Here is a 22,055-nt window from a genome sequence, read left to right on the forward strand (position 1 = left end):
TCTGATTCACGCATTTTGTCCGTGTATAGGTTTACAATTTTGAATTAAATTGTGTCAACCTATTTCAGTACATGACCTCCTGAAGGAGGCACAGCCTGTCCCGTTTTCTACGGGAACTGAAGGATCTCATTTTCTTCCGGTGAGACTCTTCGCTCACTACCAATGACGTGAATATCCGGGTCGTCGCACTGAACGTAGTGAAGTGTCTCTTTTAAGAGATGCTTCACCTCCGCAAGCTCCGGTTCAGCATGACGTAACACCAACCGTTATTCCATTTCTGAACATTTCCCAAATGTTAAAGGCTCCGAGTGCTGGCCACGACAAAGCTTAAATTGGTAGGGACGCTATCCTTCATCCTTCCTTACTTCCCATCATCCTTACTTCCATACTTCCTACCTTCCTACCTCAAAACGACTTCACAATCTCCACAAAATCCCTAGACTTCAGCGAAGCACCACCGATCAATCCTCCATCCACATCAGGCTTGGAGAAAAGGTCTTTCGCATTGCCGGGATTTGCCGAACCGCCATAGAGGATAGAAATATTGTCTGCCAATTCTTTGCCGAATTTGCTCGCCAAGTGACTTCTCAAAGCCGCATGCATTTCCTGTGCCTGATCAGAAGAAGCAGTCCTTCCTGTTCCGATGGCCCAGATTGGTTCGTAAGCAATGACGATTTTGGACATTTCTTCAGGAGAAAAGTCAAACAAACTTTCAGTCAATTGCTGTTTCACATACGCTTCATGCGTACCTGCTTCACGGATTTCCAATGGTTCGCCGCAGCAGAAGATCGGCGTCAGTCCATTGGTAAGTGCCTGCTTGGTTTTTTCGGTCAGTAATTGGTTTGATTCTTTGAAGTATTCCCTTCTCTCGCTGTGTCCGATGATCACATAGGTCGCACCGAAGGAAGCCAACATGCCGGCGGAAGTTTCGCCTGTAAAAGCACCGGAGGCTTTGTCGGAGCAATTCTGCGAACCAAGAAAAAGATTTGGCGTGTCCCCGATCAGTTTTTTGACGGGATAAAGGTGTACAAAAGGAGGGTTGAGGACGGCGGTGACATCTTTGATGTTTTCATCCTTCAGCATATTGACGATTTCAGAAGTCAGTTTTTGGCCTTCTTCCAGGTTGAGGTTCATTTTCCAGTTTCCGGCTACAATTTTTTTGCGCATGGTTTCTTCGGTTTGATGGTTAGATTTGAAAAAAATAACTTCAAAAGTTACTTTGGGCTAAAATTACATAAAATGTCCTACCCAAGAAAAGAATATAATCCCGATCAGCCCAGAAAGTATTGGTCAGTGGCAGAAGCCAAGGTGAAAATCGCGGCTTACTGCGCATACCAAGAGCGCTGTCAGGAGGAGGTCAGGACCAAATTGGCCGAAAAGGGACTCTTTGGAGATCAGGCCGAGGAATTGATCTCCCATTTGATCGAAGAGGGTTTTTTGAATGAAGAGCGCTTTGCGCAGGCTTTTGTCAGGGGTAAATTCAATCTCAAGAAATGGGGGAAAAACAAGATCACCCAAGAACTCAAACTCCGTAAAGTCAGCCCCAACTGCATCAAGTCAGGTATGAAGGAAATCGATCCGGAAGAGTATTGGCAAAAGCTCCTGGAATTAGTGGAGAAAAAATCCGGTTTCATCAAAGAACCTGACCTTTTTAGGAAGAAATACAAAATCCAACAGTACCTGATCAGTAGGGGATTTGAAAGTGATGTGGTGCAAAGTGCCGTAGAAACTGTTTTTTCAGGACAAAATCTTTAATTTCTGAAAGCAAAAGGCTAATTTGCAAAAGATTTGATAGCCAAATGATTCAAAAGTTATTTCCACTTGACAAAAATTACATTTTAAGGCAGGCCCAGTCCATTTTGGAAGAGCAAATGCTTGAAGTGATGGTTTTTGAACTCAAAAAATCCTACACCCAACTTTACAATCCTTTGATGCTGATGGATGAAACCTTTGGCAAAATCATTGACTCATATGAGTATCCCACGGATAGGCTGAGGATGATTTACAGACAGCTGTGCGGGATATATAGGTTCAAGAACAAAGACAACCAATTGGAACTGCTTTTTGATGGAAGGACACATTTGGAAAAGTTTCAGGAAGATTGGTCTTTGCAGTTGATTCAGTGGGTTCACGAACTCGGATATCACGAGCAATATGTGAAAACAATGCTTCGCATGACCCTACTTTTTGATACTGAATCCAGGGCAGAATGGTCTGAAAACCACTGCAAGTTTTTTATAAATCAGTACTTCGAGCTCAAAATCATCAAACGCAAAGGCGAACTCAAGCTTAAAATAGCATAGATAAATCCACCGATCAGGTGGTATTATTTTTTTCAGAAGATAGTAATTCTTATTCTTACTCATCCTACTCCACCGTAACTATGGCCTCCGGACAGGTGTAGAATTGCGTTTCTGTTTGGCATGCTTTATAACTACGCCTTTATATTTTTCTGAATTTGTAATTAAACCTACTGAGACCTATCTTTCGTTTGAGCGTGTGGTTGACTAGTCCAATTGCATCACTTCCATCAAGGCTGGTTAGGAAAAAGGGGAAGAAACAGATAATCAAAGTGCTGTTGACATTTTGGCCGACATGGATTTTCTACATTATCATGGTAAAATCATGCCAAATGGTCAAAGATTCCTATTGCATGCTACTGATACATGGATGAAAAAAGGGGTAGACAAACCTTACCCATACTCGCAATTAAACTTCAAACTACAGTCAAATTGGTTTTCACTTACCATACTTATCTTTCAATATCCATGATTTCCCTTGTTTCCAACATGCTTTTTAGATCCGTTTTCAAGATTGGTAGGGGCTCCTCCTCAATAAATCCTCCGTCACCCTTGTTTTTCAAACCACGAAGACCTGATTTTTTATTTGTCTCATACTGATGGAATAAAATGAAAACTGTATCTCCCGAAACTTTTTCTACCTTATATAAAGTGTATTGTCTGCGGTCTAATTTTACTTCATAGATATCCCCTTTTTGAGGTGTCAAAATCAGATTTGCATTTAACTCTTCTTTTTGTTTTGAAATAATGCCTCCCCAAATTATAAACGCAGTAAAAATGGCTATCCCGGAAAATGTCCAGATTGGAGTTTTGCTTTTTGATTTTAGAATTTCATAATTGGTATTCAAGTTTCTTGAAAATTCCTTTTTTTCAAGGACTTGTTTACAATGTGAACATTGGGTTAAACTTGTTTTACCCATAGGAAAAGAGGGTATCCAAAAAATGTGGGCATACTTTTGAAAAACTGTCATTTGGATACTGTTTGGGGTACCACAGCTTGAACAATTTTCATTGATGGTTTCACTTGCAACTTGAGTTGCTTTAATGCCAAAGATTATCATATTTGTTATCCTATTTCTAATTAAGCAAAGGGTATTTTTACATTAAATGACGACGACTCAGCCGCTGCTTTTCCTTGAAATATCTGATTATTTTATCAAATATCCGATCCCTCCATAGACAAAAATAATTTGAAACTAGGCTGCATCATTAATCTGTATTTTTGGTTCAGTTTGAGGACATGGATTTGCAATTACGCCTTCATATTTTCCTGAATATGAGCCCGTTACTTTGCCACTATCATAAAGATTTAAACTTCAGATAGTCATTCCGTAGCCCACTGTCGACAGTCAATAGCAACTGCAATGGATTTTCAATCCGAGTTTTACATGGTTTGTGGAAAGAAAGCGTACATACATATTTCTGAATTTGCTATTCAATTGGTCTGAACCTATCTTTCGTTTGTTCGATTGTTTTGATCTCACCGCCTGAATATTTTTATTTCAATCCTGACTAAAAATTTTTAGGTTTAAGGTAATCCCAAGAAATGCTTTAATGAAAAAACAAGCCCTGTCCATTGCTTTAGGTTACCTACTGATCATTGGATGCAACACAAAAAGTAACCATCCCTTTGGTCAGGATATCCCTACTGACTCAGAACAAATAGCCTTTGGCAAGTCCTTGTTTGAACAAAATTGCTCTTCCTGCCACAACTTCACCCAAAAGACTATCGGTCCCAATCTCACCGGCCTGACTTCCCAAATCGAGGCTGAATGGATCAAATCCTTTATCAAAAATCCACAACAGCTCTTGGAAAACGGAGATCAGCGGACCAAAATGTTAACGGAGGAATATAAAGTCCTGATGCCGGCATTCAATCTACTCTCAGAGGACGAAATAGATGCATTATTAAGTTACATGCATTCTTTTGGGCCGGTGGCTGAATTAGAAAGTGCAGCTGGAGAAGCCTTGGAAGACCCGATTCCGGAAAAAACAATGGATTCGGGGTTGTCTTTAGAACTTGAATTTTTTACCCAAATCCCCGCCTCCGATTCCATTTCACCTTTGGCCAAAATCACCAAAATGGAAAGTGAACCTGTTTCAGGGAGGCTGTTTGTGCAGGATCAGCATGGGAAAATGTATGAGCTGGTCAATGGAAAGCCAAAGGTATTCTTTGACCTGAGAGCCCTTCGGCCGGATTTTGTATCCAAACCGGGTTTGGCTACAGGATTTGGCAGCTATGCATTTCATCCCGAATATGTCTACAATGGATTACTCTATACTTCCCATACCGAGAAGCCTGGTTCCAAGACTGTGGATTTTGCCTATGCCGACAGCATCAAAGTGACGATGCAGTGGGTACTTACCGAATGGAAAACATCCAACCCCTCCTCAAAACCCTTTGTTGGAGAAAGCCGCGAGCTCCTCCGCGTAAATGTCATTACCCAGATTCACGGCATGCAGGAAATTGCCTTTAATCCCCATGCCAAAAAGGGAGATCAGGATTATGGTTTGCTCTATATAGGGATCGGTGACGGCGGCAGTGCCGAAAATGGTTTCGACTTTATTTCAGACCACAAAGGGAGTGCTGTTTGGAGCAGCATATTGAGGATAGATCCACAAGGAAATAATAGCAAAAACGGAAAATACGGCATCCCAAAAGACAATCCATTTGCCGGTCAATTGAATAAAGCACCTGAAGTTTTTGCTTATGGATTCAGGAATCCAAACCGGATTTTTTGGGATCCAAGGGGAAGGATGATGGCTTCAGAGATAGGGCACAAACATATCGAAGAAATCAATTTAATTGAGCCGGGGAAGTTTTATGGTTGGCCGCGTAGGGAAGGATCTTTTGTCATCAATCCAAAAGGTGATATGGACAAGGTCTATGCATTGCCCTCAGACGATGAAAAATTAGGAGCAACTTACCCTTTTTTGCAGTTTGACCATGATGAGGGCTTGGCGATCATTGCGGGGTATTTCCCAAATTCAGGGATCTTCAAGGGGAAATTCCTTTTCGGAGATGTGCCATCGGGAAAGGTTTTTGTTTCCGATCTGAATGAATCGGCTGCTCCCAAGATGCAAAAAGTCGGAATCAAGTATGAAGGAAGGGAGACTACTTTACAGGAATTATGTGGCAAACCAAGGGTAGATTTGAAATTTGGTCAGGATAAATCAGGTCAGGTTTACGTTTTGACCAAGGCGGACGGGAAGATTTATAGGATATTGAATTGATATTGGATATTAATGGATATTGATTGATACTGGTGCGGAAATAAAGGGTTTGTCCATTTTCCTTATTGAGGAATTTGCCTTGCTATTTGAAAAAAACAATTCGTTTTTTTGGGTGGGAGGACAGCATGGATGTTCATGTTATCTTTTGCCCTGTTCTACAAACTTTTCCCCCTGAAAATCAACAGTCTAAGATTTTCCATTTCGTTAACAATCTTATTTTCTATTGATACAATGGTAATCTATTTTTTATTTCTCTATCTTTTTACTAACAAAAACCTAGTAAATTATTAATCTATGCCTAGAGCTAAATCTGATAAAGACCGGAAAATCTTTGTGTTGGATACTTCGGTAATCCTATACGCGCACAACTCCATCATGAACTTTGCGGAGCATGATGTGGTCATCCCGATTACTGTATTGGAGGAGCTCGATCAGTTCAAAAAGGGAAACGACACCAAAAACTTTGAGGCCCGTGAATTTATCAGGCTGCTCGACGGGTTAGCCAAAGATAACATGATCCACAATTGGACCCCACTGAATGGGAAGACCAAAGGATATTTTCGGGTATTGATGAACCCTGACAATAATATCAATGCCAACCTGATCTTTGGTGAAGAAAAAAACGACCACAAAATCCTCAATGCCGCACTTCATTGCCAACAAATGGAAAAGGGCAGGAAAGTAATCCTGGTCAGCAAAGACATCAACCTCCGACTCAAAGCAAAGTCCCTTGATATCCATGCAGAGGATTACGAGACGGGAAAAATCAAAAACCTCTCAGAACTTGAAAATACAGGAAAATATATCCTTGACGGCATAGAACCGGATATTATCAACAGGCTATATGAAAACCATTCTGTAGAGGCCAAGCTGGTTTTGGGAAATAAAAAACGGAAGGCCAATGCTTTCTATATCCTCAAAAGTGACAAAAATTCTGTGTTGGCATACTACAACTCGGAAGATAATATGCTCGAAAGGGTCGATAAGAAGCTCGCTTATAACATCAAACCAAAAAATGCCGAGCAGGCTTTTGCTTTGCATGCCATCCTAAATCCAAGGATCAAACTCGTCTCCATCCAAGGTGTGGCGGGAACAGGAAAAACGCTTTTGGCACTAGCCGGGGCATTGGAGCAAAGAAGGGATTACAAGCAGATTTTCCTCGCAAGGCCTATCGTTCCCCTGAGCAATAAGGACATCGGCTACCTTCCGGGTGACATCAAATCCAAGCTCAATCCCTATATGGAGCCCCTTTGGGACAACCTGAAGTTTATCCAAAACCAGTTCAAGGAGTCGGACAAGGAGTTTCAAAAAATCACAGAATTGGTAAATCAGGAGAAATTGGTCATACAACCTTTGGCTTATATCCGGGGAAGGTCACTTTCCAATATTTTCTTTATTGTGGATGAAGCACAAAACCTCACGCCACACGAAATAAAGACAATCATCAGCCGTGCCGGGGAAAATACAAAAATCATTTTTACCGGAGATATCTTTCAGATCGATACACCATATCTTGACAGTCAGAGTAATGGTTTATCTTATTTGATAGATCGGGTAAAAGACCATCCATTATATGCCCATATCAAGTTAGAAAAGGGGGAAAGATCGGAATTGGCCAATTTGGCAAATGATCTTCTGTAAGAATTAATAAATTTTTAATTAACCGATAGAATATTTCGAATTCTATCGGTTTTTTTATTTTTTAACTTTTTTTTGGGCAACCAATATCCAATATTTTCGTGTTATCCACCTGTATCGTATCTGTAAATGCGGTGTTCAAATACGTACACTTATTATGGTACAAAATATATATTAAACGTTGATTTACAATATGTTATAAATTTAGGATCAGAATTTGGCATATGAACAATAACTGTAACAACGAACACAGGAAAAAAAATCAAACCTTACACAGTGTAATAAAAATTAAAGAAAATGAAACCAACTATTTTAACTCAAAAAACAGTTTGTGCCTTTTTAGGATTAATGATGGCATTGACAATCTTGTGGGCCGCAAAGGCTGAGGCGAAAGTTGATCAAATCAACGAGGTAATCCCAATGGAATACAATAAAGGATTCGGAGAAGTTAAGGATAATGTAATCCAAGAATTTGAATTGGATCTTTCTGATATGAAAGAGCTTCCTACTATCACCATTATCAATAAATTCGGAGAGGTGGTCGCAGAATTCTATGGAGATAGAGAAGAGATAAAGAAAAAATTTAAAGACTCTTTTGATAAAGGATTGTTCGTCACGGCTTCAGGAGGCCACGAGTTTTACCTTTTACGATAGTTTAGTTGATTGTTTGGTTTTTTGAAAAAAAAAAGGTGAGTCATGCTCACCTTTTTTCTTTTTTTCTGAAAAATTAACTTTCAGTGATTGTATTCAACTTCGCAAGGAAGCTATTGTAGTATTGCCTTCCGACTTGGACTACAGCACCCATTTTAAGGTTGATATCTTTGGTGTTGAAGCTCTCAATCTGTGCAAGCTGTACGATAAATGACTTTTGCACCCTCAGGAAAAGATGTGGCGGAAGTTTTTCCTCCATGTCTTTCATTGATTTTCTGATGGTAAAATTCCGTGCCTTGGTGTAAATGGTAACCATATTTCCGTTGGCTTCCACATAATAGATCTCCTCATAAGGAACCCTTTCATAGGCATTGTCTGCTTTGATGAAAACAGCGTCTACGACAAGGTAGGGACTTTCGTCTTTTGTCCTTACCGCTACTGTCTCTGCTGCTGGCTTGGTTCTTTTGTTGTAAAGCACGATCTCCACGATAGCGTGGATGTCATTCGTATTGAATGGTTTTACAATAAAGCCTGCAGGATTGATTCTCTTTGCTCTTTCAATGATTGTTGGGTCACTGTAGGAGGTCACATAGACCAAGGGAGCATCCACCATTTGTTTGATGATCTCTCCAAGTTCGATACCATCTTTATCACCTTTAAGCTTGATATCCATAAATACCAAGTCAGGTCTATATTTTTTGACGACTTTGATGGCTTGGTTGGCGGAGTTTGCGATGTCAATGTTGACGTAACCTAAAAGTTCTAAAATCTCTTCAATGTTTTCGGCTATGTTTACATCATCTTCGACGATCAGAATTCTTTCCTCTTTCATATATTTTTTTCGGGAAATAATACGTTATAATTACTATTAAATAATATTTATTGGTGGTGAAAATTATAGAAGTGACTATTTACAAAATTTAGTTTTCACAATCAATATTTATTTGAAATTTCTCAAATAATCGATTATTTCGTTTTACAAACTCATCATGTCCTTGAATCGGGCAGCTTGTCTTCTGCTTACTTCGATTCGGTCTCCGCCTTTAAGTGTTACTACCAATCCACCGTTAAACCAGGGCTCGATGGCCTCCACCCAGCTCAGGTTGATGATGTGTTTTCTGCTTGCTCTGAAAAATGATTTTTCACTCAGTCTTTCATCCAAGGCATTAAGGGATTTGTGGATCATTGGCTTGAAATTGTCAAAATAAACTTTGATATAATTGCCGTCAGATTCAAAAAGCCTTACGTTGGATAATTTTACAAACCAGCAGCGGTCTCCATCCTTGACAAATACCTGGTCCTCAAGTGTCAGCTTTCTTCCTGCAAAAGCTCCCAAGTCTTCAGATTTGTCTTGGTTTTCATTCAACTTTTTCAAAAGGCGTTCTATCGCCTCTCCCAATCGCTTTGGTTCTATGGGTTTCAATAAGTAATCCAATGCATTGACCTGGAATGCCTTGATGGCATACTCATCATAAGCCGTGGTAAATACGACATGGGGGACATTGTCCAGTTCTTCCAATAAATCAAACCCTGTTTTTTCAGGCATCTGAATATCGAGAAAGACCACATCCGGGGCAAGTGCTTCGATTTTCTCTTTGGCATCATCCACATTGTTGGCTTCGCCAACAATCTCAACTTGGTCATATTGGGATAGCAGGTTGATCAGTTCTTTCCTAGCCAGTCTTTCATCGTCTATTACAAGTGCTCTCATCTTATTGAATTTTTAACCTAATGTAGGGTTTTGTTTTGGAATTTTTATTTCGGTAATTACAAAATCACTTTCTGAATTGTAAATCTTGAAGGAAGCACGGTCACCATAGATTAGCTTCAAACGCTGCACAGTATTGTTGATACCGTGACCCTCTCTTTCTTTTTTTCTGCCAATGCTGTTACTTTTCAGTTGGCCGCTATTTTTAACCTGAATGATCAGGTCATCAGTGATTCCTTCTTTGCAATTGATTTCAACTATCCCCCCTTTTACTCTATTGGATATTCCATGTTTGATGGCGTTTTCGACGATCGTCTGCAGCATCATAGGGGGGATTTTATAATCAAATGCCGACGGCTCTATATCATATTTGACCTGAAGTCTTTCTTCAAACCGGATGGTCTCCAAGTTAAGGTAATCTTTTACGGTATTGATTTCATTTTCAAAGTCAATCGTCCGCTTTTTATCCATCATGAGTGAAAACCTCAAAATATTAGACAACTGGGTAATTGCAAGCTTGGCTTTGCCCGGATCTTCATCTACCAATGCCCGGACGCTGTTTAGGGCATTGAAAATAAAATGGGGGTTCAGCTGGCTTTTAAGGTGATTTAGCTGGATTTCGTTGATCTTGGCCTGGTACCTCAGCGATTGGTTATAGCTATCCAAAAAGTGGAATAGAAAATAAACCATGCTCCAAAGTGAGTAAAACAGGAAACTGACAAAGATATTTCCCGAAATTACAATTAGCCTGAATTCAGTTTCGGGATTGAGTGTGCCAAAAACCCAGCTGATGATTATCTGGGCTATGGTATTCAAAATACTCAGAATACTTAATATAAGGAGGGTGTTGGAGAGTAGCTTGGGGAAGTTAAAATTCAACCAGCCATATTTTTTGATCGCATATCGAAATGCATGGGTGGACAAAAAATAAAATGCCGCCAAAGAAGAATATGCCCCTACCTGCACAGGTGTGATCCTCCTATCCAAAGAAACAAAGAAAAGGTTGATCAAAGCATATCCTGACCAACCCAAAATCTGTAATACCCAATATAATCTCGTCCTATTCATGGCCTTAGCTCAAATATAGACATGCCGACCTTATTCACTCATTCTTTTTTATTGATAGGTAAAATCAAGGCCTTATGAGGTCATATGCTTTTATCAGTTCAATTCTTCCCTAAGAAATTTTGCTGTGTAACTCCTTTTGTCTTTGGCAATTATTTCTGGAGTTCCTTCTACGAGAATCTGCCCTCCTTTTTCCCCGCCCTCAGGCCCAAGATCCACCACATAATCAGCGACTTTGATGATATCCATATTATGCTCGATGATCAAAACGGAATTCCCTTTTTCCACAAGTCTATTCAATACTCCCAAAAGATGCTGAATATCTTGAAAATGAAGTCCTGTTGTAGGCTCATCCAAGATATAAAATGTCTTCCCAGTATCTTTTTTAGAAAGTTCGGTGGCTAGTTTGACCCGCTGTGCCTCCCCTCCTGAGAGAGTTGTTGCATGCTGACCAAGGGTGATGTATCCCAATCCTACATCATTTAGGGTCTGAATTCTTCTGAGGATTTTGGGCTGGTTTTCAAAAAACTCCACTGCCTGCTCTACTGTCATATCAAGAACATCGGAGATGGATTTTCCTTTGAACCTTACTTCCAAAGTTTCTCTGTTGTAGCGCTTACCTTTACATGTTTCACAGGGGATATGTACATCAGGCAGGAAGTCCATTTCAATCAGTTTCATTCCGGCACCCTCACAGTCTTCACACCTCCCGCCCTTGACATTGAAACTGAACCTGCCGGGTTTATATCCTCTGATTTTGGATTCTGGCAGTTCGGTAAATAATGTCCTGATATCCGAAAAAACGCCCGTATAAGTGGCCGGATTGGATCTAGGGGTCCTTCCTATTGGAGATTGGTCTACTTCTATAACCTTATCAAGGTGCTTCAAGCCATCGACAGAATCGAATGCCAAAGGTTCCTTTTTTGAATTATAAAAATGTTGGTTCAATATCGGGAACAAGGTCTCATGGATGAGCGAACTTTTTCCACTTCCTGAAACCCCTGTGACACAGACCATCGTACCCAAAGGAAGTTTGAGGTTAACATTTTTCAGGTTGTTGCCTTTGGCACCTTTGAGGTCAAGGAAAAAACCGCTTCCGCTTCGTCTCGATTTAGGAACGTCAATGCCTAGCTGACCCGTCAAATACTTGCCTGTAACGCTGTTTTGCTTCAAAAATTCATTTGGTGTACCTGCCGCGACGATTTGTCCACCATGTCTTCCTGCACCGGGGCCAATATCCACTACATAATCTGCAAGCAGCATCATGTCTTTGTCATGCTCCACTACAAGGACGGAGTTGCCCAAATCACGGAGATCCTGAAGGGCCTTGATCAATTTGACATTGTCCCTTTGGTGAAGTCCAATGCTCGGTTCATCCAATATATACAGCACTCCTACCAACTGGGTACCTATCTGGGTGGCAAGCCTGATACGTTGCGCCTCACCTCCTGACAGTGTTCTCAAGGGTCTGTTTAATGACAAATAATCCAATCCAATGTCGAGAAGAAATCCGATACGCTTCCTGATTTCTTTCAATACTTCCTTGCCGATAATCTGCTGCCTTTCAGACATCCTGCTTTCCAGTCCCTCAAACCAACTCCCCAATGCTGTGATATCCATCAAGGATAGCTCACCTATGTGCTTTTCATCTATCTTGAAATGAAGTGCTTCTTTCTTTAGCCTGTATCCGTTACAGTCAGGGCAGGTTTTTGAGGTGGTGAACTCATTGACCCAATCCAGGATTTTCTCTGATCCACCCTCCTGTTGTTTTTGAAGGAAATTTACAATTCCTTCAAAGGTGGTATTCCACTCCGTACCGGGGTATTTGACCGATTCTACAGCCACTTCTATTTTGTCCCCATAGAGTAAGATATCTATGACTTCTTGGGGTAGATTTTCTATTGGAGTGGTAATGCTGCATTTGTAATGCTTCAGGATGGCTTCTACTTTTTTGAAAATCCAAACATCCCGGTATTCACCCAGTGGGGCAATTCCTCCCCTGCTGATACTCAAGCTCCGGTCAGGAATGATATTCTCAATGGTAATTTCTTCGATGATCCCGAGTCCATTACAAGTAGGGCATGCCCCATAAGGACTGTTGAAGGAAAAGCTGTTCGGGGCAGGTTCATCGTAGGAAAGTCCCGTGACAGGATCCATCAAGAACTTGGAAAAATGGTGGATGTCTCCTTTTTCATCCCGGAGCATGATGACGCCTTTGCCATGTTGAAGTCCGGTTTTGAGCGACTGGCTGATTCGGAATCTGTCTTCTTCTTCAGCGACAATCCTGTCAATGACGATTTCAATATCATGGATCTTGTACCGGTCGACCTGCATCTTTGGCACCACATCCATGACGACTCCATCTATCCTGACTTTCGAAAAACCCATTTTGCGGATCTGTTCAAAAAGCTCCCGGTAGTGTCCCTTTCGGCCTTTTACTATCGGAGCGAGGATATACAGTTTTTGGTTTTTAAATTTGTCAAATAACTGCTCGATGATCTGGTCTTCGGTCTGACGGATCATTTTCTGTCCAGTCAGGTAGGAATATGCTTCTCCGGCTCTTGCAAAGAGCAATCTCATAAAATCATAAATCTCAGTGACCGTACCTACTGTGGACCTTGGGTTTTTGGAAGTCGTTTTCTGTTCGATGGAGATGACCGGAGAAAGCCCGTTTATCTTGTCCACATCTGGCCTCTCCATTCCTCCCAGGAAAGAGCGGGCATATGCCGAGAAACTTTCCATGTACCGCCTTTGCCCCTCCGCATAGATAGTATCAAAGGCAAGTGAACTTTTTCCACTTCCACTCAACCCAGTGATCACGACCAATTTATTCCTCGGAATATTGATGTCGATGTTTTTCAGGTTGTGTTCCCGTGCTCCAAAAATTTCGATGAATTCTTCTTTTTTCTCTACTGAGGGCTCTGACATGGAGGAATTTTGCATTTTCTTCAAGCTTGCAAAAGTACAAATTAATGAGGGGGTTTCCCAGATGAATCCCATCATAAAACCTGAATAAATGATTAAGGTTTACTAAAAAGTATCTGTGACAGCCTTTTTTTCACAAAGGAGCTACAGATCAATTTTTTCACAGGTCAATTCGTAAGCGCACTGTCAATTTTTGCTGCTTTTCTCTCTTCCCTATGGTTTTTTCTTTCCTCCTTTTTTTCTTGTCTTTCAAGTTTCTTTGATGTTTTTGGGTCACCTGATTTTTCATTCGAATTATCGGATTGAGCGGATTCGGAGTTGCTTTGTGATGATTTTTGATCCAAGGCCTTTTTCTTCATTTCCTCCATGCTTTCACGGGTCAGGGTGGACTTCATCCCTGAAAAAATCAACTTCCACCAGTAAGCAAACATGGATTTATGAGTTTCTCTTATAAAGTATACATTGCCTTTTTGGACTTCTCCTTTTTTGTTGGGATTATTGGATTTGATGATGATCTTGTTGGCCAAATAAGCACCAATCTTTCTCAACACCTTCTCATCTGCCTCATAATTTTTGTTCAACAATTCCACTTCAAGGTTTTCATACCTGATGATAAGCTCTCCTGAACCATCGTAATCATTGGCAAGGATGTTAAAATCCAGTCGATTGATGGTTCCTGATTTCAATCCGATTTTTGCCTCAGGTTCTATCATGGTATTCAAGGAACTGAGCTTTATTTTTCCCAGAGTTCCTTTCAGAGTGAATCTACCATCAGGTTTTTCCAAATCGAATTTGACATTGGCAGCAAGTGGCCCCTCACCCATCAGCTTTGCGGTAAGGTCCAATTCCAATGTCCTATTTTTACCCCTCCTTTCAATATAATTGGACACATTGGTAATATGGGCATTGATATCTGAAAAATACAGAAAGGCAGATCGGGGTGATGCATTATCGGGCCTTTCTTCGATTTTGATATAGGAATTTTTTAGAAATAAATGTTCAATATGGATGATCTGCTTGAGATTTTCTATCGTTTTGTGGATCATTTGAGGTCGTTTTTTGAGGTCTTTTTTCTTCCTTTTGTCCACAAAAAGTTCCAAATGAAGCCCATCAGAACTGAGTGTATCCACTTCTATAATGCCTTTTTTGAAATAACTACCAAAATTAACCCCGCTCAATTCCATTTTTGACTTACTGATGTCAATCCAAGTTTGGCGATCTGCAAACAGCGAAGTGTAGGCATAGCGGTCCATTTTATTATGCAGTCCTATATATCCGATAGACATTTTTTTTGTTTTGGTATCAAAGTCGATATCCTCTACCAATGTAGACTGACGAAATTTGTCAAAGTGAAATTGTGCCTTTTCGATACTTCCATGAATCATCTCTACATCAAAAAGTGACTTGGGGTTCTCTATGTCCTCTTTGGTCAGTTTAAATTCCTTTGCATTCACATTCATATTTACCAATGAAATTCTCACAGAATCGTACAGGTTATTCTTTATTTCAACCGAAAAGTCATTCAATCTGAAGTTTTTGACTTCGATCAGGTCATAGTCCTTGCCTGTTTTTTTCTTTGGTTTTTTGGGTTCATGAAAAAGTGAATCCCAAGGTGGGGAGGAGGAAATGATTTTGATATTATCCAATAATGCCGAATCCACCGTGATGGTATTCCTGAAAAGAAAAGGAAACCACTGAAAACCTGTCAGGTCTACATGGTCCACTGTAAGATTGACCGCAATCATGTCTTTTCCCAGGCTTTCAGATGGAGTCACACGGATATTTCTGATTTTGAGAAAAGTCCCTGAATAATCGTAATTCAATACAATCTCGCCAAACGTGACTTCATGCTCTCCAAAGCTGCTCGTCCGGGTGATCATATTGGAAATCAACCTATCAGCATTGCTGTTCAAATACTTGTTGACAAGTGTTGGAATGCTTTTGAAAGCAAAAAAACCAATAAGAATCAGGACAAAAACCGTAATCAAAAATTTTTTCATGTCAGGAGGGTTCACTGAGTTAAGTTATTGAAAAAATAACATGCAAATCGAATATTGATTAAAAAATAGTCAGTTTACAGGCAACTTAATGATATAATCCTGATCTTTTTTGATTTTGAGTTGCTGAGACCTAAGCCAAGGATTATGTATCTTCAATTCTTTGTAGTTGCTATTGTGTTTTATTGCCCAGCCAGCCAAGCTATTTATCGATTGGGTTACTTTCAATTCCCTGAAAAGTGGCTGCGTGTACTTATCTTTCTCTGAAAGTTCAAATCCGTATTTTCCCGGGTTTTCAAATATTTCCTTGAAAGCCAAAATTCGGAATAGATACCTGCTAGTCTCTTCGACCAGGTGGAGGTTGTAATAATCGCTTTGGTTTTGTTCTTCCTTTCGTTTTCTGATACCGGTGATTCCGATATTGTAGCTCGCAGCGACAGAAGTCCAATTGCCGAATTTACTGAAGGAAGATCTCAGGTACTTGCATGCTGCCAATGTTGATTTTTCGAGGTGGTACCTTTCATCCACATCATCGCTTACCTCTAGTTTGTAATCCTTGGCAGTCCCGGGCATAATCTGCCAAAATCCACGCGCACCGGCAGGAGAAACAACATTCATCAAGCCTGATTCGGTCATTGCCAGGTATTTGAAATCGTCCGGAACTCCTTGTTCCCGAAGGATTTTCTCAATTGTCGGCAAGTATTTATTTGCCCTTTTCATAAGCAAAATCATATTGGACTGCCAATAGACATTGACATAAATTTCTCTTTCAAACCTCTCCAAAATATCGGGCTGATCCAAGGGTACGGGCTCTTCCGCAAAAGTAAGTTTTTTAGGAACTTCAAAGATTCTGACTTTTGCTTCAGGAATGCTGATCCTAAACTGCTCTCCTTCCGCAGATTGGACAAGGACGTCTTCACCGGTGGGATTATCGGGTTTTTCCCCAAACTGTAGGAAAAGATTCCAGGCCACAAGTCCTGCAATCAGGATATAAATAATAAAAAGATGGTAGCGTCTCAAAATCAATAATTAGGGGTAAGTAAATATTTACTGTAAAAATCATCGATGACTTTCACTGCTTCTGAAGCATCATCAACCAGGTAAAATAGGCCAAGATCTTCCTCGCTGATATACTTGTATTTTGCAAGAAGGGTATTTTTAATCCAATCTATGAGTCCTTCCCAAAACGACTTCCCTACCAAGACGATAGGAAATTTGCCAATCTTGATGGTTTGGATTAAGGTAAATGCCTCGAAAAGCTCATCCAATGTGCCAAACCCTCCCGGAAGTACGATAAATCCCTGAGAATATTTTGTAAACATGACCTTTCTGACAAAGAAATAGTCAAACATGATCATTTTATCAGGATCAATGTAGATGTTTCCTTTGGCCTCAAAAGGAAGTTTGATGCAGAGCCCGACTGACTTGCCGTTTTCAGAACTCGCCCCTTTATTGGCCGCTTCCATGATTCAGGGTCCGCCACCAGTAATGACTCCATATCCATGGCGTACGAGTTTGGCTGATATTTCTTCTGCCATGATATAGTGGGGATTATCCGATGGCGTTCTTGCGGAACCAAACACAGACACGCAAGGTCCTGTTTTGGACAGTTTTTCAAAACCCTCTACAAACTCTGCGATTACCTTAAATATAGCCCATAAATCCGCACTTTTGATTTCATTCCAATCCCGCTCTTTAAAGGCTCTGCGGATTTTTTCTTCTCTCTTTTCTTCAAAATTGTCAAATCTACTGCTCATTATATTCGATTAAAGTTGTCTCTACCCCAGTTACCAAACATGGCAATTAAATATAAGATTTAATGGATTGGAATGGAAAATAAGCTCTAATAAATACAAAAACTCAAAAACACAAAAATGATTCGTTAAGGGCTATTGTTTTGATACAGAACTCTTTTTACTTTCGCAGGCTTTTAAAAATCGGGAACATGAATCTTCAACAGAAGTCGCAGGAAGTAAGAAGGGTATTTGAAGAATTGGATGCCGAAATCAGGCTATTTATGGATTCCAGTCAGATAGGATGTATTTCGGGTTGCGGGTTCTGTTGTTCCAATCCAAAAGTGAGTGCTTCCATACTTGAGTTCTTGCCTTTGGCTTTTGATTTATATCAAAAAGGAAAAGCCGAAAAAGCCTTGGACATTTTAGAAACCAAAACTGAGGAAGATTTTTGCATCATTTACAAAGCCACAACTACAGACGCCTCTATGGGATTTTGTTCTGATTATCAAAACAGAGGCATGATTTGTAGGCTGTTTGGATCCTCCGCTAGGAAAAACAGAACCGGACAAAAAGAAATCATCACCTGCAAAAAAATAAAGGAAGCAAAAAAAGAACAATACCAAGCCGCTTCTATATCCATAAATGAAGGAATGCCTGTCCCCTTGAGCAGTGATGCTTACTCTCAGCTGTACAATATTGATTTTCAATTGACTTCGGAGCAAATGCCAATCAATGTCGCTATTCAAAAGGCTTTGGAGGCAGTTTTGAGATTCAAATATTATGAAGGAAGTGAGACATCAGAATCAGCAGAAAGTTTCTGAAATGTACTTTTTAACGTATATTGTAAAGAAATAAAAAATCTATCGGAGCTTCCTAAATTACCAAATATGCTGAATGTATCTGAAATCATACAAACGATCAAGCAGCTCATCGAAGTGAGGGTGCAGCTTGTTAAGGATGAAGTCAATGAGCAGATTTCTACAGTCATGGCACGGGTATTTTTGCTTATTGTCATGGGGACAGTTTCTGTAATGGTCTTGTTTTTTGCCAGTTTTTCATTTGCATTTTACCTGAGCGATTTGATGCGATCGCCCTTCAAAGGCTTTATGTATGTGGCCTTGATTTATGTGCTTTTACTCGTTTTACTATACTTCCTTAAAGACTCAAGGACCCTCATTAAGGGTTTTCAGGAAGTGATCAAAGCTTTTGTTTTCAAGGCAAAAAAAAGAATAGACAATGAAGAATGACCTGAATAAAAAGGCTGAGGAGCTTGAGCAGACCCTTCAGATGCAACTTGATCTTGCCAAAAAGGAATCCGAAGAATGGATAAAAGTCGGCGGGGTGGTGTTGGCAGGCGCTTTAATCACATTTGCCACGATCAAACTTTTGGGAAGAAAAAAAAACAAAAAAACCCAAAAGGTGTTGGAAACACTTGAAAAAGAGGGACTTTTAGACGAAGAAATCAAAACAAAACTTACCCAAAAAAATCAGCCGGGATTCCTAGGCAGGCTGAGTGCTGTTTTGCTTCCCATTGTGGTCAGTTATGGCAGGGACCAATTGATGAATAGGCTAAACGAACCGAAAATCAAACCTGAAGAGGATGCAAAATAAGGTAAGCCTCAAGCTCAGGGAATTGACTGATTCAGGTCGAAAGGGAATTGCCTGGCTCATTGATCCTGATGATATCCATTCTCCTTTACTTTTTGAAAAACAGATGAGGGAGGCAATTGAGCTGAAAATAGATTTTTTCTTTTTGGGAGGCAGTCTTATCCAACAAAATACAGTCGGCGAAATCATCAGATTTATCAAAAGTATTACCGAGCAAATTCCAGTAGTGATTTTTCCGGGGAACTCCCTTCAGTTTTCACCTTTGGCCGATGCTATCCTTTTTCTTTCTCTGATTTCGGGGAGAAACCCTGATTTGCTTATCGGACAGCACGTGAGTGTCGCTCCGATTTTGGACAAATCCAAAGTAGAAGTGCTTCCCACAGGCTATATGTTGGTGGATGGCGGGCAGACCACAAGCGTCCATTACATCAGTCAGACCATTCCTTTGCCAAACCATCATCCAGAACTCGCTGTCGCGACTGCGCTGGCTGGCCATTATTTAGGATTGCAGTATTTTTATCTGGATGCAGGAAGTGGTGCGCCCAATCCTGTGGCTCCCGAAATCATCAAAGCCATCAAGAAAAAAATCAAATCCCCTCTTTTCGTTGGCGGAGGTCTCAATTCAAAGGAAAAAGTTCAGATGGCTTTTGAAGCTGGGGCTGACATTGTCGTCATCGGCAATGGTGCCGGAAAAAATCCAAACCTGATCAAAGAAGTGTCTGAATATCTGGAATCAGTCAGGATTCTATCCAATTAAAAAGCGCTTCCCGGTTTCCCGAAAAGCACTTTGATTTAAAGCATTGGCCGGAATTGCCGGAGAAAACGCACATCATTTTCAGTAAATAACCTGAGGTCTTTGATCTGGAACTTGAGCATCGCAATGCGCTCTATTCCCATCCCAAAGGCAAAACCCGTATATTTTTTGGAATCAATTCCACAATTTTCGAGAACATTTGGATCTACCATTCCCGAGCCGCCGATTTCGACCCATCCCGAACCTTTGCATACATTGCAACCTTTGCCACCACAGATCAGACAACTGATATCAATCTCCGCGCTTGGCTCTGTAAAGGGGAAAAAAGATGGCCTGAACCGTACTTTGGTTTCCCTGCCAAACATCTCTTTGGCAAAATGGTATAGTGTGTTTTTCAAGTCAGCGAAACCCACATTTTCATCCACATATAATCCTTCCACTTGATGGAAAATACAGTGAGCGCGTGCAGAAATCGCCTCATTCCTGTATACCCTTCCCGGTGAAAGCGTCCTGATAGGCGGCTTTTGGTTTTCCATGACACGAACCTGCACGGAGGAAGTGTGTGTTCTTAAGGCCACGTCAGGATTTTTTTCCAAAAAAAATGTGTCCTGCATTTCCCTTGCCGGATGGTTTTCAGGAAAATTCAAGGCCGTGAAGTTATGCCAATCATCTTCTATCTCAGGCCCTTCAGAAAGGTTAAACCCGATTCTTTCGAATATTTCGATGATCCGCTGTCTGGTGGACGTCAAAGGATGAATCCCGCCTGCCGCTACATTGGTAGCAGGTAAAGTCAAGTCCTGGTCAAAGGATTTGGTTTGTTTTTTGGCTTGGTTAACCTGATCGATCAGCTCCTGAAATTTCTCATCAGCCATTTGCTTGACTTCATTGACCAATTGCCCATATTCCTTTTTTTGTTCATTCGGAATATTTCTCATTTCGGCAAAAAGCTCCCCAACCACACTTTTTTTGCTGATGAATTTCATCCTGTAAGCCTCCAACTCATCCTCGTTACCGGCTTCGGCTGCTGAGATGGCGGATTTGATGGCTTCTATTTTTTCCTGATGCATGTTTTGTTCAATTTTTCAGAGCCACAAATCTAAAACAAATGATGGGAAATGCACCTTTTTTGGAAGTCAAAATCCTCATGGATCATCCTCTCTTTATTTGTCTACTTTCCAACAAAAAAATGTTTCTTAAAAAAAGTTGAAAAGCGTTGGGAATTATCTGTCCACCTACAAAATTTCAAAAAAAGAAAAGAGACCTATTATGGGTCTCTTTCTTTTTTTGAATAAAGGAATGATATAGAGGATTATGTCAAGGGAAGTACTTGGCTGAAGATAAAATTATTCTAAACACTTGCCCTACCATTTTTAAAGCCATGAATGTAGTGCTTCAACATCTTCGCTTGGGTTGCTGTCACTTCTTTTGGCTTTATCCTCACAAGAAAATTTTCCAAACCTATTTCCTCAATAAGACTTCCAAAAGAAGAGTTTAGAAAAGAGGATGAGGGCGCGGAGATATCACGGAATGAAAGTTCAATGATTTCATTTTTGTTTAAAACACTTTTCAAAAAAGTATATAATACGAGTCCCGAGGAATTTGTATAAGTATCGGCTACAATATCTGCTAATCTGATTTTCATGTCACACAAAACTAGGTTAAAAATCCCAATCAATTGTATCAATAATTTCTTGGTCTTCTAAATTGATAACTTTTATTGTAATTTCAATAACTGTTCCAATAAAATATTCAATCGGATTTTGAGAGAAATTGTTTTGAGTTTGCAGTCCTTCCATTCTAATTTGATTAGACATGAGTATCCATATTCCATTATTTGCTGATACAAAAGAACAAATAGTATCAAGTCCTCGCCCGGCATTATGAGGTAGAGATTCTGTAGTATTATTCAATTTCAGTGCCCATTTCAATGCTTTTTCCTGAGATACTTGATTCCAACCTTTGTTATTAAAATATGAGTTTGCAGTTCTTGGTATTCCATTACCTAAATCAGATACGGCTATTTTGATCTCGTTTGAATGAGGGTAAAATTGACTGAAAACCAATGAATCAATAGGAGATTTTGAATGGTCATAAACATCGTTGATCAATTCTGATAAAGTTATATTCAAAATTCCTAAATCCTTTTTGACACAGTAGGATTGAAAAAATTCCTGAGTCTTTGATATGTAATAATTCATGTTTTCCCTATTGACCCTTCGAATCGGCATGGCTGTATAGCTTGGAATCTCCTTTATTTCTGTAGGTTCTAAAAAATTGCTTGAACAAAACTCAAAGAGGCCAATCGCAATTAGATAGTCTTTAACTTTAGGTTCTTCAACATTTAGGTTTACTTTTGGCTATTTGCTGAAGTTGCATGATTATAAACTGACTTAATATGAGAATATCCGAAGGATTGAGAAAATGATTATACAAATGAAT

The 22,055-nt window shown here is 40.1% G+C and carries 20 protein-coding genes and 1 pseudogene; 9 read left to right on the forward strand and 12 right to left on the reverse strand.

The genetic code is table 11. The features are described from left to right. Positions 1-405: 405 nt before the first annotated feature. Positions 406-1,167 carry a triose-phosphate isomerase gene (gene tpiA / locus MMU07_RS10930; RefSeq protein ID WP_241125915.1) on the reverse strand — a complete coding sequence of 254 codons (762 nt, stop codon included), beginning with the start codon at positions 1,165-1,167 and terminating at the stop codon, positions 406-408. Positions 1,168-1,239: 72 nt separating this feature from the next. Here tpiA and MMU07_RS10935 point away from each other — a divergent pair, with 72 nt between their 5' ends. Both MMU07_RS10935 and MMU07_RS10940 read left to right on the forward strand, forming a co-directional pair. Then, positions 1,240-1,755, forward strand: coding sequence for a regulatory protein RecX (locus MMU07_RS10935; RefSeq protein ID WP_241125916.1), 516 nt, complete (start codon positions 1,240-1,242; stop codon positions 1,753-1,755). 44 nt (positions 1,756-1,799) lie between these two features. Next, a complete protein-coding gene (locus MMU07_RS10940) occupies positions 1,800-2,303 on the forward strand; it encodes a hypothetical protein (RefSeq protein WP_241125917.1) in 504 nt (167 codons plus the stop codon). Between the two features lie 449 nt (positions 2,304-2,752). On the opposite strand, the gene MMU07_RS10945 is transcribed toward MMU07_RS10940, so the two are convergent. Then, complete coding sequence (locus MMU07_RS10945) at positions 2,753-3,148, reverse strand: hypothetical protein (RefSeq protein ID WP_241125918.1); 396 nt, start codon at positions 3,146-3,148, stop codon at positions 2,753-2,755. A gap of 706 nt (positions 3,149-3,854) precedes the next feature. Here MMU07_RS10945 and MMU07_RS10950 point away from each other — a divergent pair. The 3 genes from MMU07_RS10950 to MMU07_RS10960 all read left to right on the forward strand — a co-directional run bounded on the left by MMU07_RS10950 (position 3,855) and on the right by MMU07_RS10960 (position 7,826). Further along, positions 3,855-5,534, forward strand: coding sequence for a PQQ-dependent sugar dehydrogenase (locus tag MMU07_RS10950; protein ID WP_241125919.1), 1,680 nt, complete (start codon positions 3,855-3,857; stop codon positions 5,532-5,534). A gap of 294 nt (positions 5,535-5,828) precedes the next feature. Next, the gene (locus tag MMU07_RS10955; RefSeq protein ID WP_241125920.1) at positions 5,829-7,175 is read left to right on the forward strand and encodes a PhoH family protein; all 1,347 of its coding nucleotides are present in this window, start codon (positions 5,829-5,831) and stop codon (positions 7,173-7,175) included. A gap of 294 nt (positions 7,176-7,469) precedes the next feature. Next, positions 7,470-7,826: a hypothetical protein gene (locus MMU07_RS10960; protein ID WP_241125921.1), complete on the forward strand. Its 357-nt coding sequence runs from the start codon at positions 7,470-7,472 to the stop codon at positions 7,824-7,826. Positions 7,827-7,899: 73 nt separating this feature from the next. Here the strand turns inward: MMU07_RS10960 and MMU07_RS10965 are convergent, their stop codons facing one another. From MMU07_RS10965 to MMU07_RS10995, 7 genes and pseudogenes are all read right to left on the reverse strand, one after another. Beyond that, positions 7,900-8,655 (reverse strand): LytR/AlgR family response regulator transcription factor, encoded by a 756-nt coding sequence (locus MMU07_RS10965; protein WP_241125922.1) that lies wholly within the window; start codon positions 8,653-8,655, stop codon positions 7,900-7,902. A gap of 144 nt (positions 8,656-8,799) precedes the next feature. Continuing rightward, positions 8,800-9,534, reverse strand: coding sequence for a LytR/AlgR family response regulator transcription factor (locus MMU07_RS10970; RefSeq protein ID WP_241125923.1), 735 nt, complete (start codon positions 9,532-9,534; stop codon positions 8,800-8,802). A 12-nt stretch (positions 9,535-9,546) separates the two neighbouring features. Next, positions 9,547-10,599, reverse strand: coding sequence for a sensor histidine kinase (locus MMU07_RS10975; protein ID WP_241125924.1), 1,053 nt, complete (start codon positions 10,597-10,599; stop codon positions 9,547-9,549). Positions 10,600-10,692: 93 nt separating this feature from the next. Continuing rightward, the gene (gene uvrA / locus MMU07_RS10980) at positions 10,693-13,524 is read right to left on the reverse strand and encodes an excinuclease ABC subunit UvrA (RefSeq protein WP_241125925.1); all 2,832 of its coding nucleotides are present in this window, start codon (positions 13,522-13,524) and stop codon (positions 10,693-10,695) included. 164 nt (positions 13,525-13,688) lie between these two features. Beyond that, positions 13,689-15,521: a DUF748 domain-containing protein gene (locus MMU07_RS10985; RefSeq protein ID WP_241125926.1), complete on the reverse strand. Its 1,833-nt coding sequence runs from the start codon at positions 15,519-15,521 to the stop codon at positions 13,689-13,691. A gap of 69 nt (positions 15,522-15,590) precedes the next feature. After that, complete coding sequence (locus MMU07_RS10990; RefSeq protein WP_241125927.1) at positions 15,591-16,538, reverse strand: lytic transglycosylase domain-containing protein; 948 nt, start codon at positions 16,536-16,538, stop codon at positions 15,591-15,593. Positions 16,539-16,540: 2 nt separating this feature from the next. Continuing rightward, positions 16,541-17,275: pseudogene (locus tag MMU07_RS10995) on the reverse strand (LOG family protein). 188 nt (positions 17,276-17,463) lie between these two features. Here MMU07_RS10995 and MMU07_RS11000 point away from each other — a divergent pair. The 4 genes from MMU07_RS11000 to MMU07_RS11015 all read left to right on the forward strand — a co-directional run bounded on the left by MMU07_RS11000 (position 17,464) and on the right by MMU07_RS11015 (position 19,619). Continuing rightward, positions 17,464-18,075: a YkgJ family cysteine cluster protein gene (locus tag MMU07_RS11000; protein ID WP_241125928.1), complete on the forward strand. Its 612-nt coding sequence runs from the start codon at positions 17,464-17,466 to the stop codon at positions 18,073-18,075. Between the two features lie 66 nt (positions 18,076-18,141). Next, positions 18,142-18,501 (forward strand): phage holin family protein, encoded by a 360-nt coding sequence (locus MMU07_RS11005; RefSeq protein WP_241125929.1) that lies wholly within the window; start codon positions 18,142-18,144, stop codon positions 18,499-18,501. Continuing rightward, positions 18,491-18,865 (forward strand): hypothetical protein, encoded by a 375-nt coding sequence (locus MMU07_RS11010; protein ID WP_241125930.1) that lies wholly within the window; start codon positions 18,491-18,493, stop codon positions 18,863-18,865. The genes MMU07_RS11005 and MMU07_RS11010 overlap by 11 nt, the downstream gene beginning before the upstream one ends. Next, positions 18,855-19,619 carry a phosphoglycerol geranylgeranyltransferase gene (locus MMU07_RS11015; protein WP_241125931.1) on the forward strand — a complete coding sequence of 255 codons (765 nt, stop codon included), beginning with the start codon at positions 18,855-18,857 and terminating at the stop codon, positions 19,617-19,619. Before MMU07_RS11010 ends, MMU07_RS11015 begins: the two co-directional genes overlap by 11 nt. 35 nt (positions 19,620-19,654) lie before the next feature. Here MMU07_RS11015 and pheS read toward each other — a convergent pair whose 3' ends face one another. The 3 genes from pheS to MMU07_RS11030 all read right to left on the reverse strand — a co-directional run bounded on the left by pheS (position 19,655) and on the right by MMU07_RS11030 (position 21,814). Further along, positions 19,655-20,683, reverse strand: a complete 1,029-nt coding sequence (gene pheS / locus MMU07_RS11020) for a phenylalanine--tRNA ligase subunit alpha (RefSeq protein ID WP_241125932.1) — start codon at positions 20,681-20,683, stop codon at positions 19,655-19,657. 281 nt (positions 20,684-20,964) lie between these two features. Continuing rightward, positions 20,965-21,258, reverse strand: a complete 294-nt coding sequence (locus tag MMU07_RS11025; protein WP_241125933.1) for an STAS-like domain-containing protein — start codon at positions 21,256-21,258, stop codon at positions 20,965-20,967. Between the two features lie 16 nt (positions 21,259-21,274). After that, the gene (locus MMU07_RS11030) at positions 21,275-21,814 is read right to left on the reverse strand and encodes a hypothetical protein (protein WP_241125934.1); all 540 of its coding nucleotides are present in this window, start codon (positions 21,812-21,814) and stop codon (positions 21,275-21,277) included. Positions 21,815-22,055: the final 241 nt, after the last annotated feature.

Source organism: Cognataquiflexum nitidum (assembly GCF_022538055.1).
Lineage (GTDB): Bacteria > Bacteroidota > Bacteroidia > Cytophagales > Cyclobacteriaceae > Cognataquiflexum > Cognataquiflexum nitidum.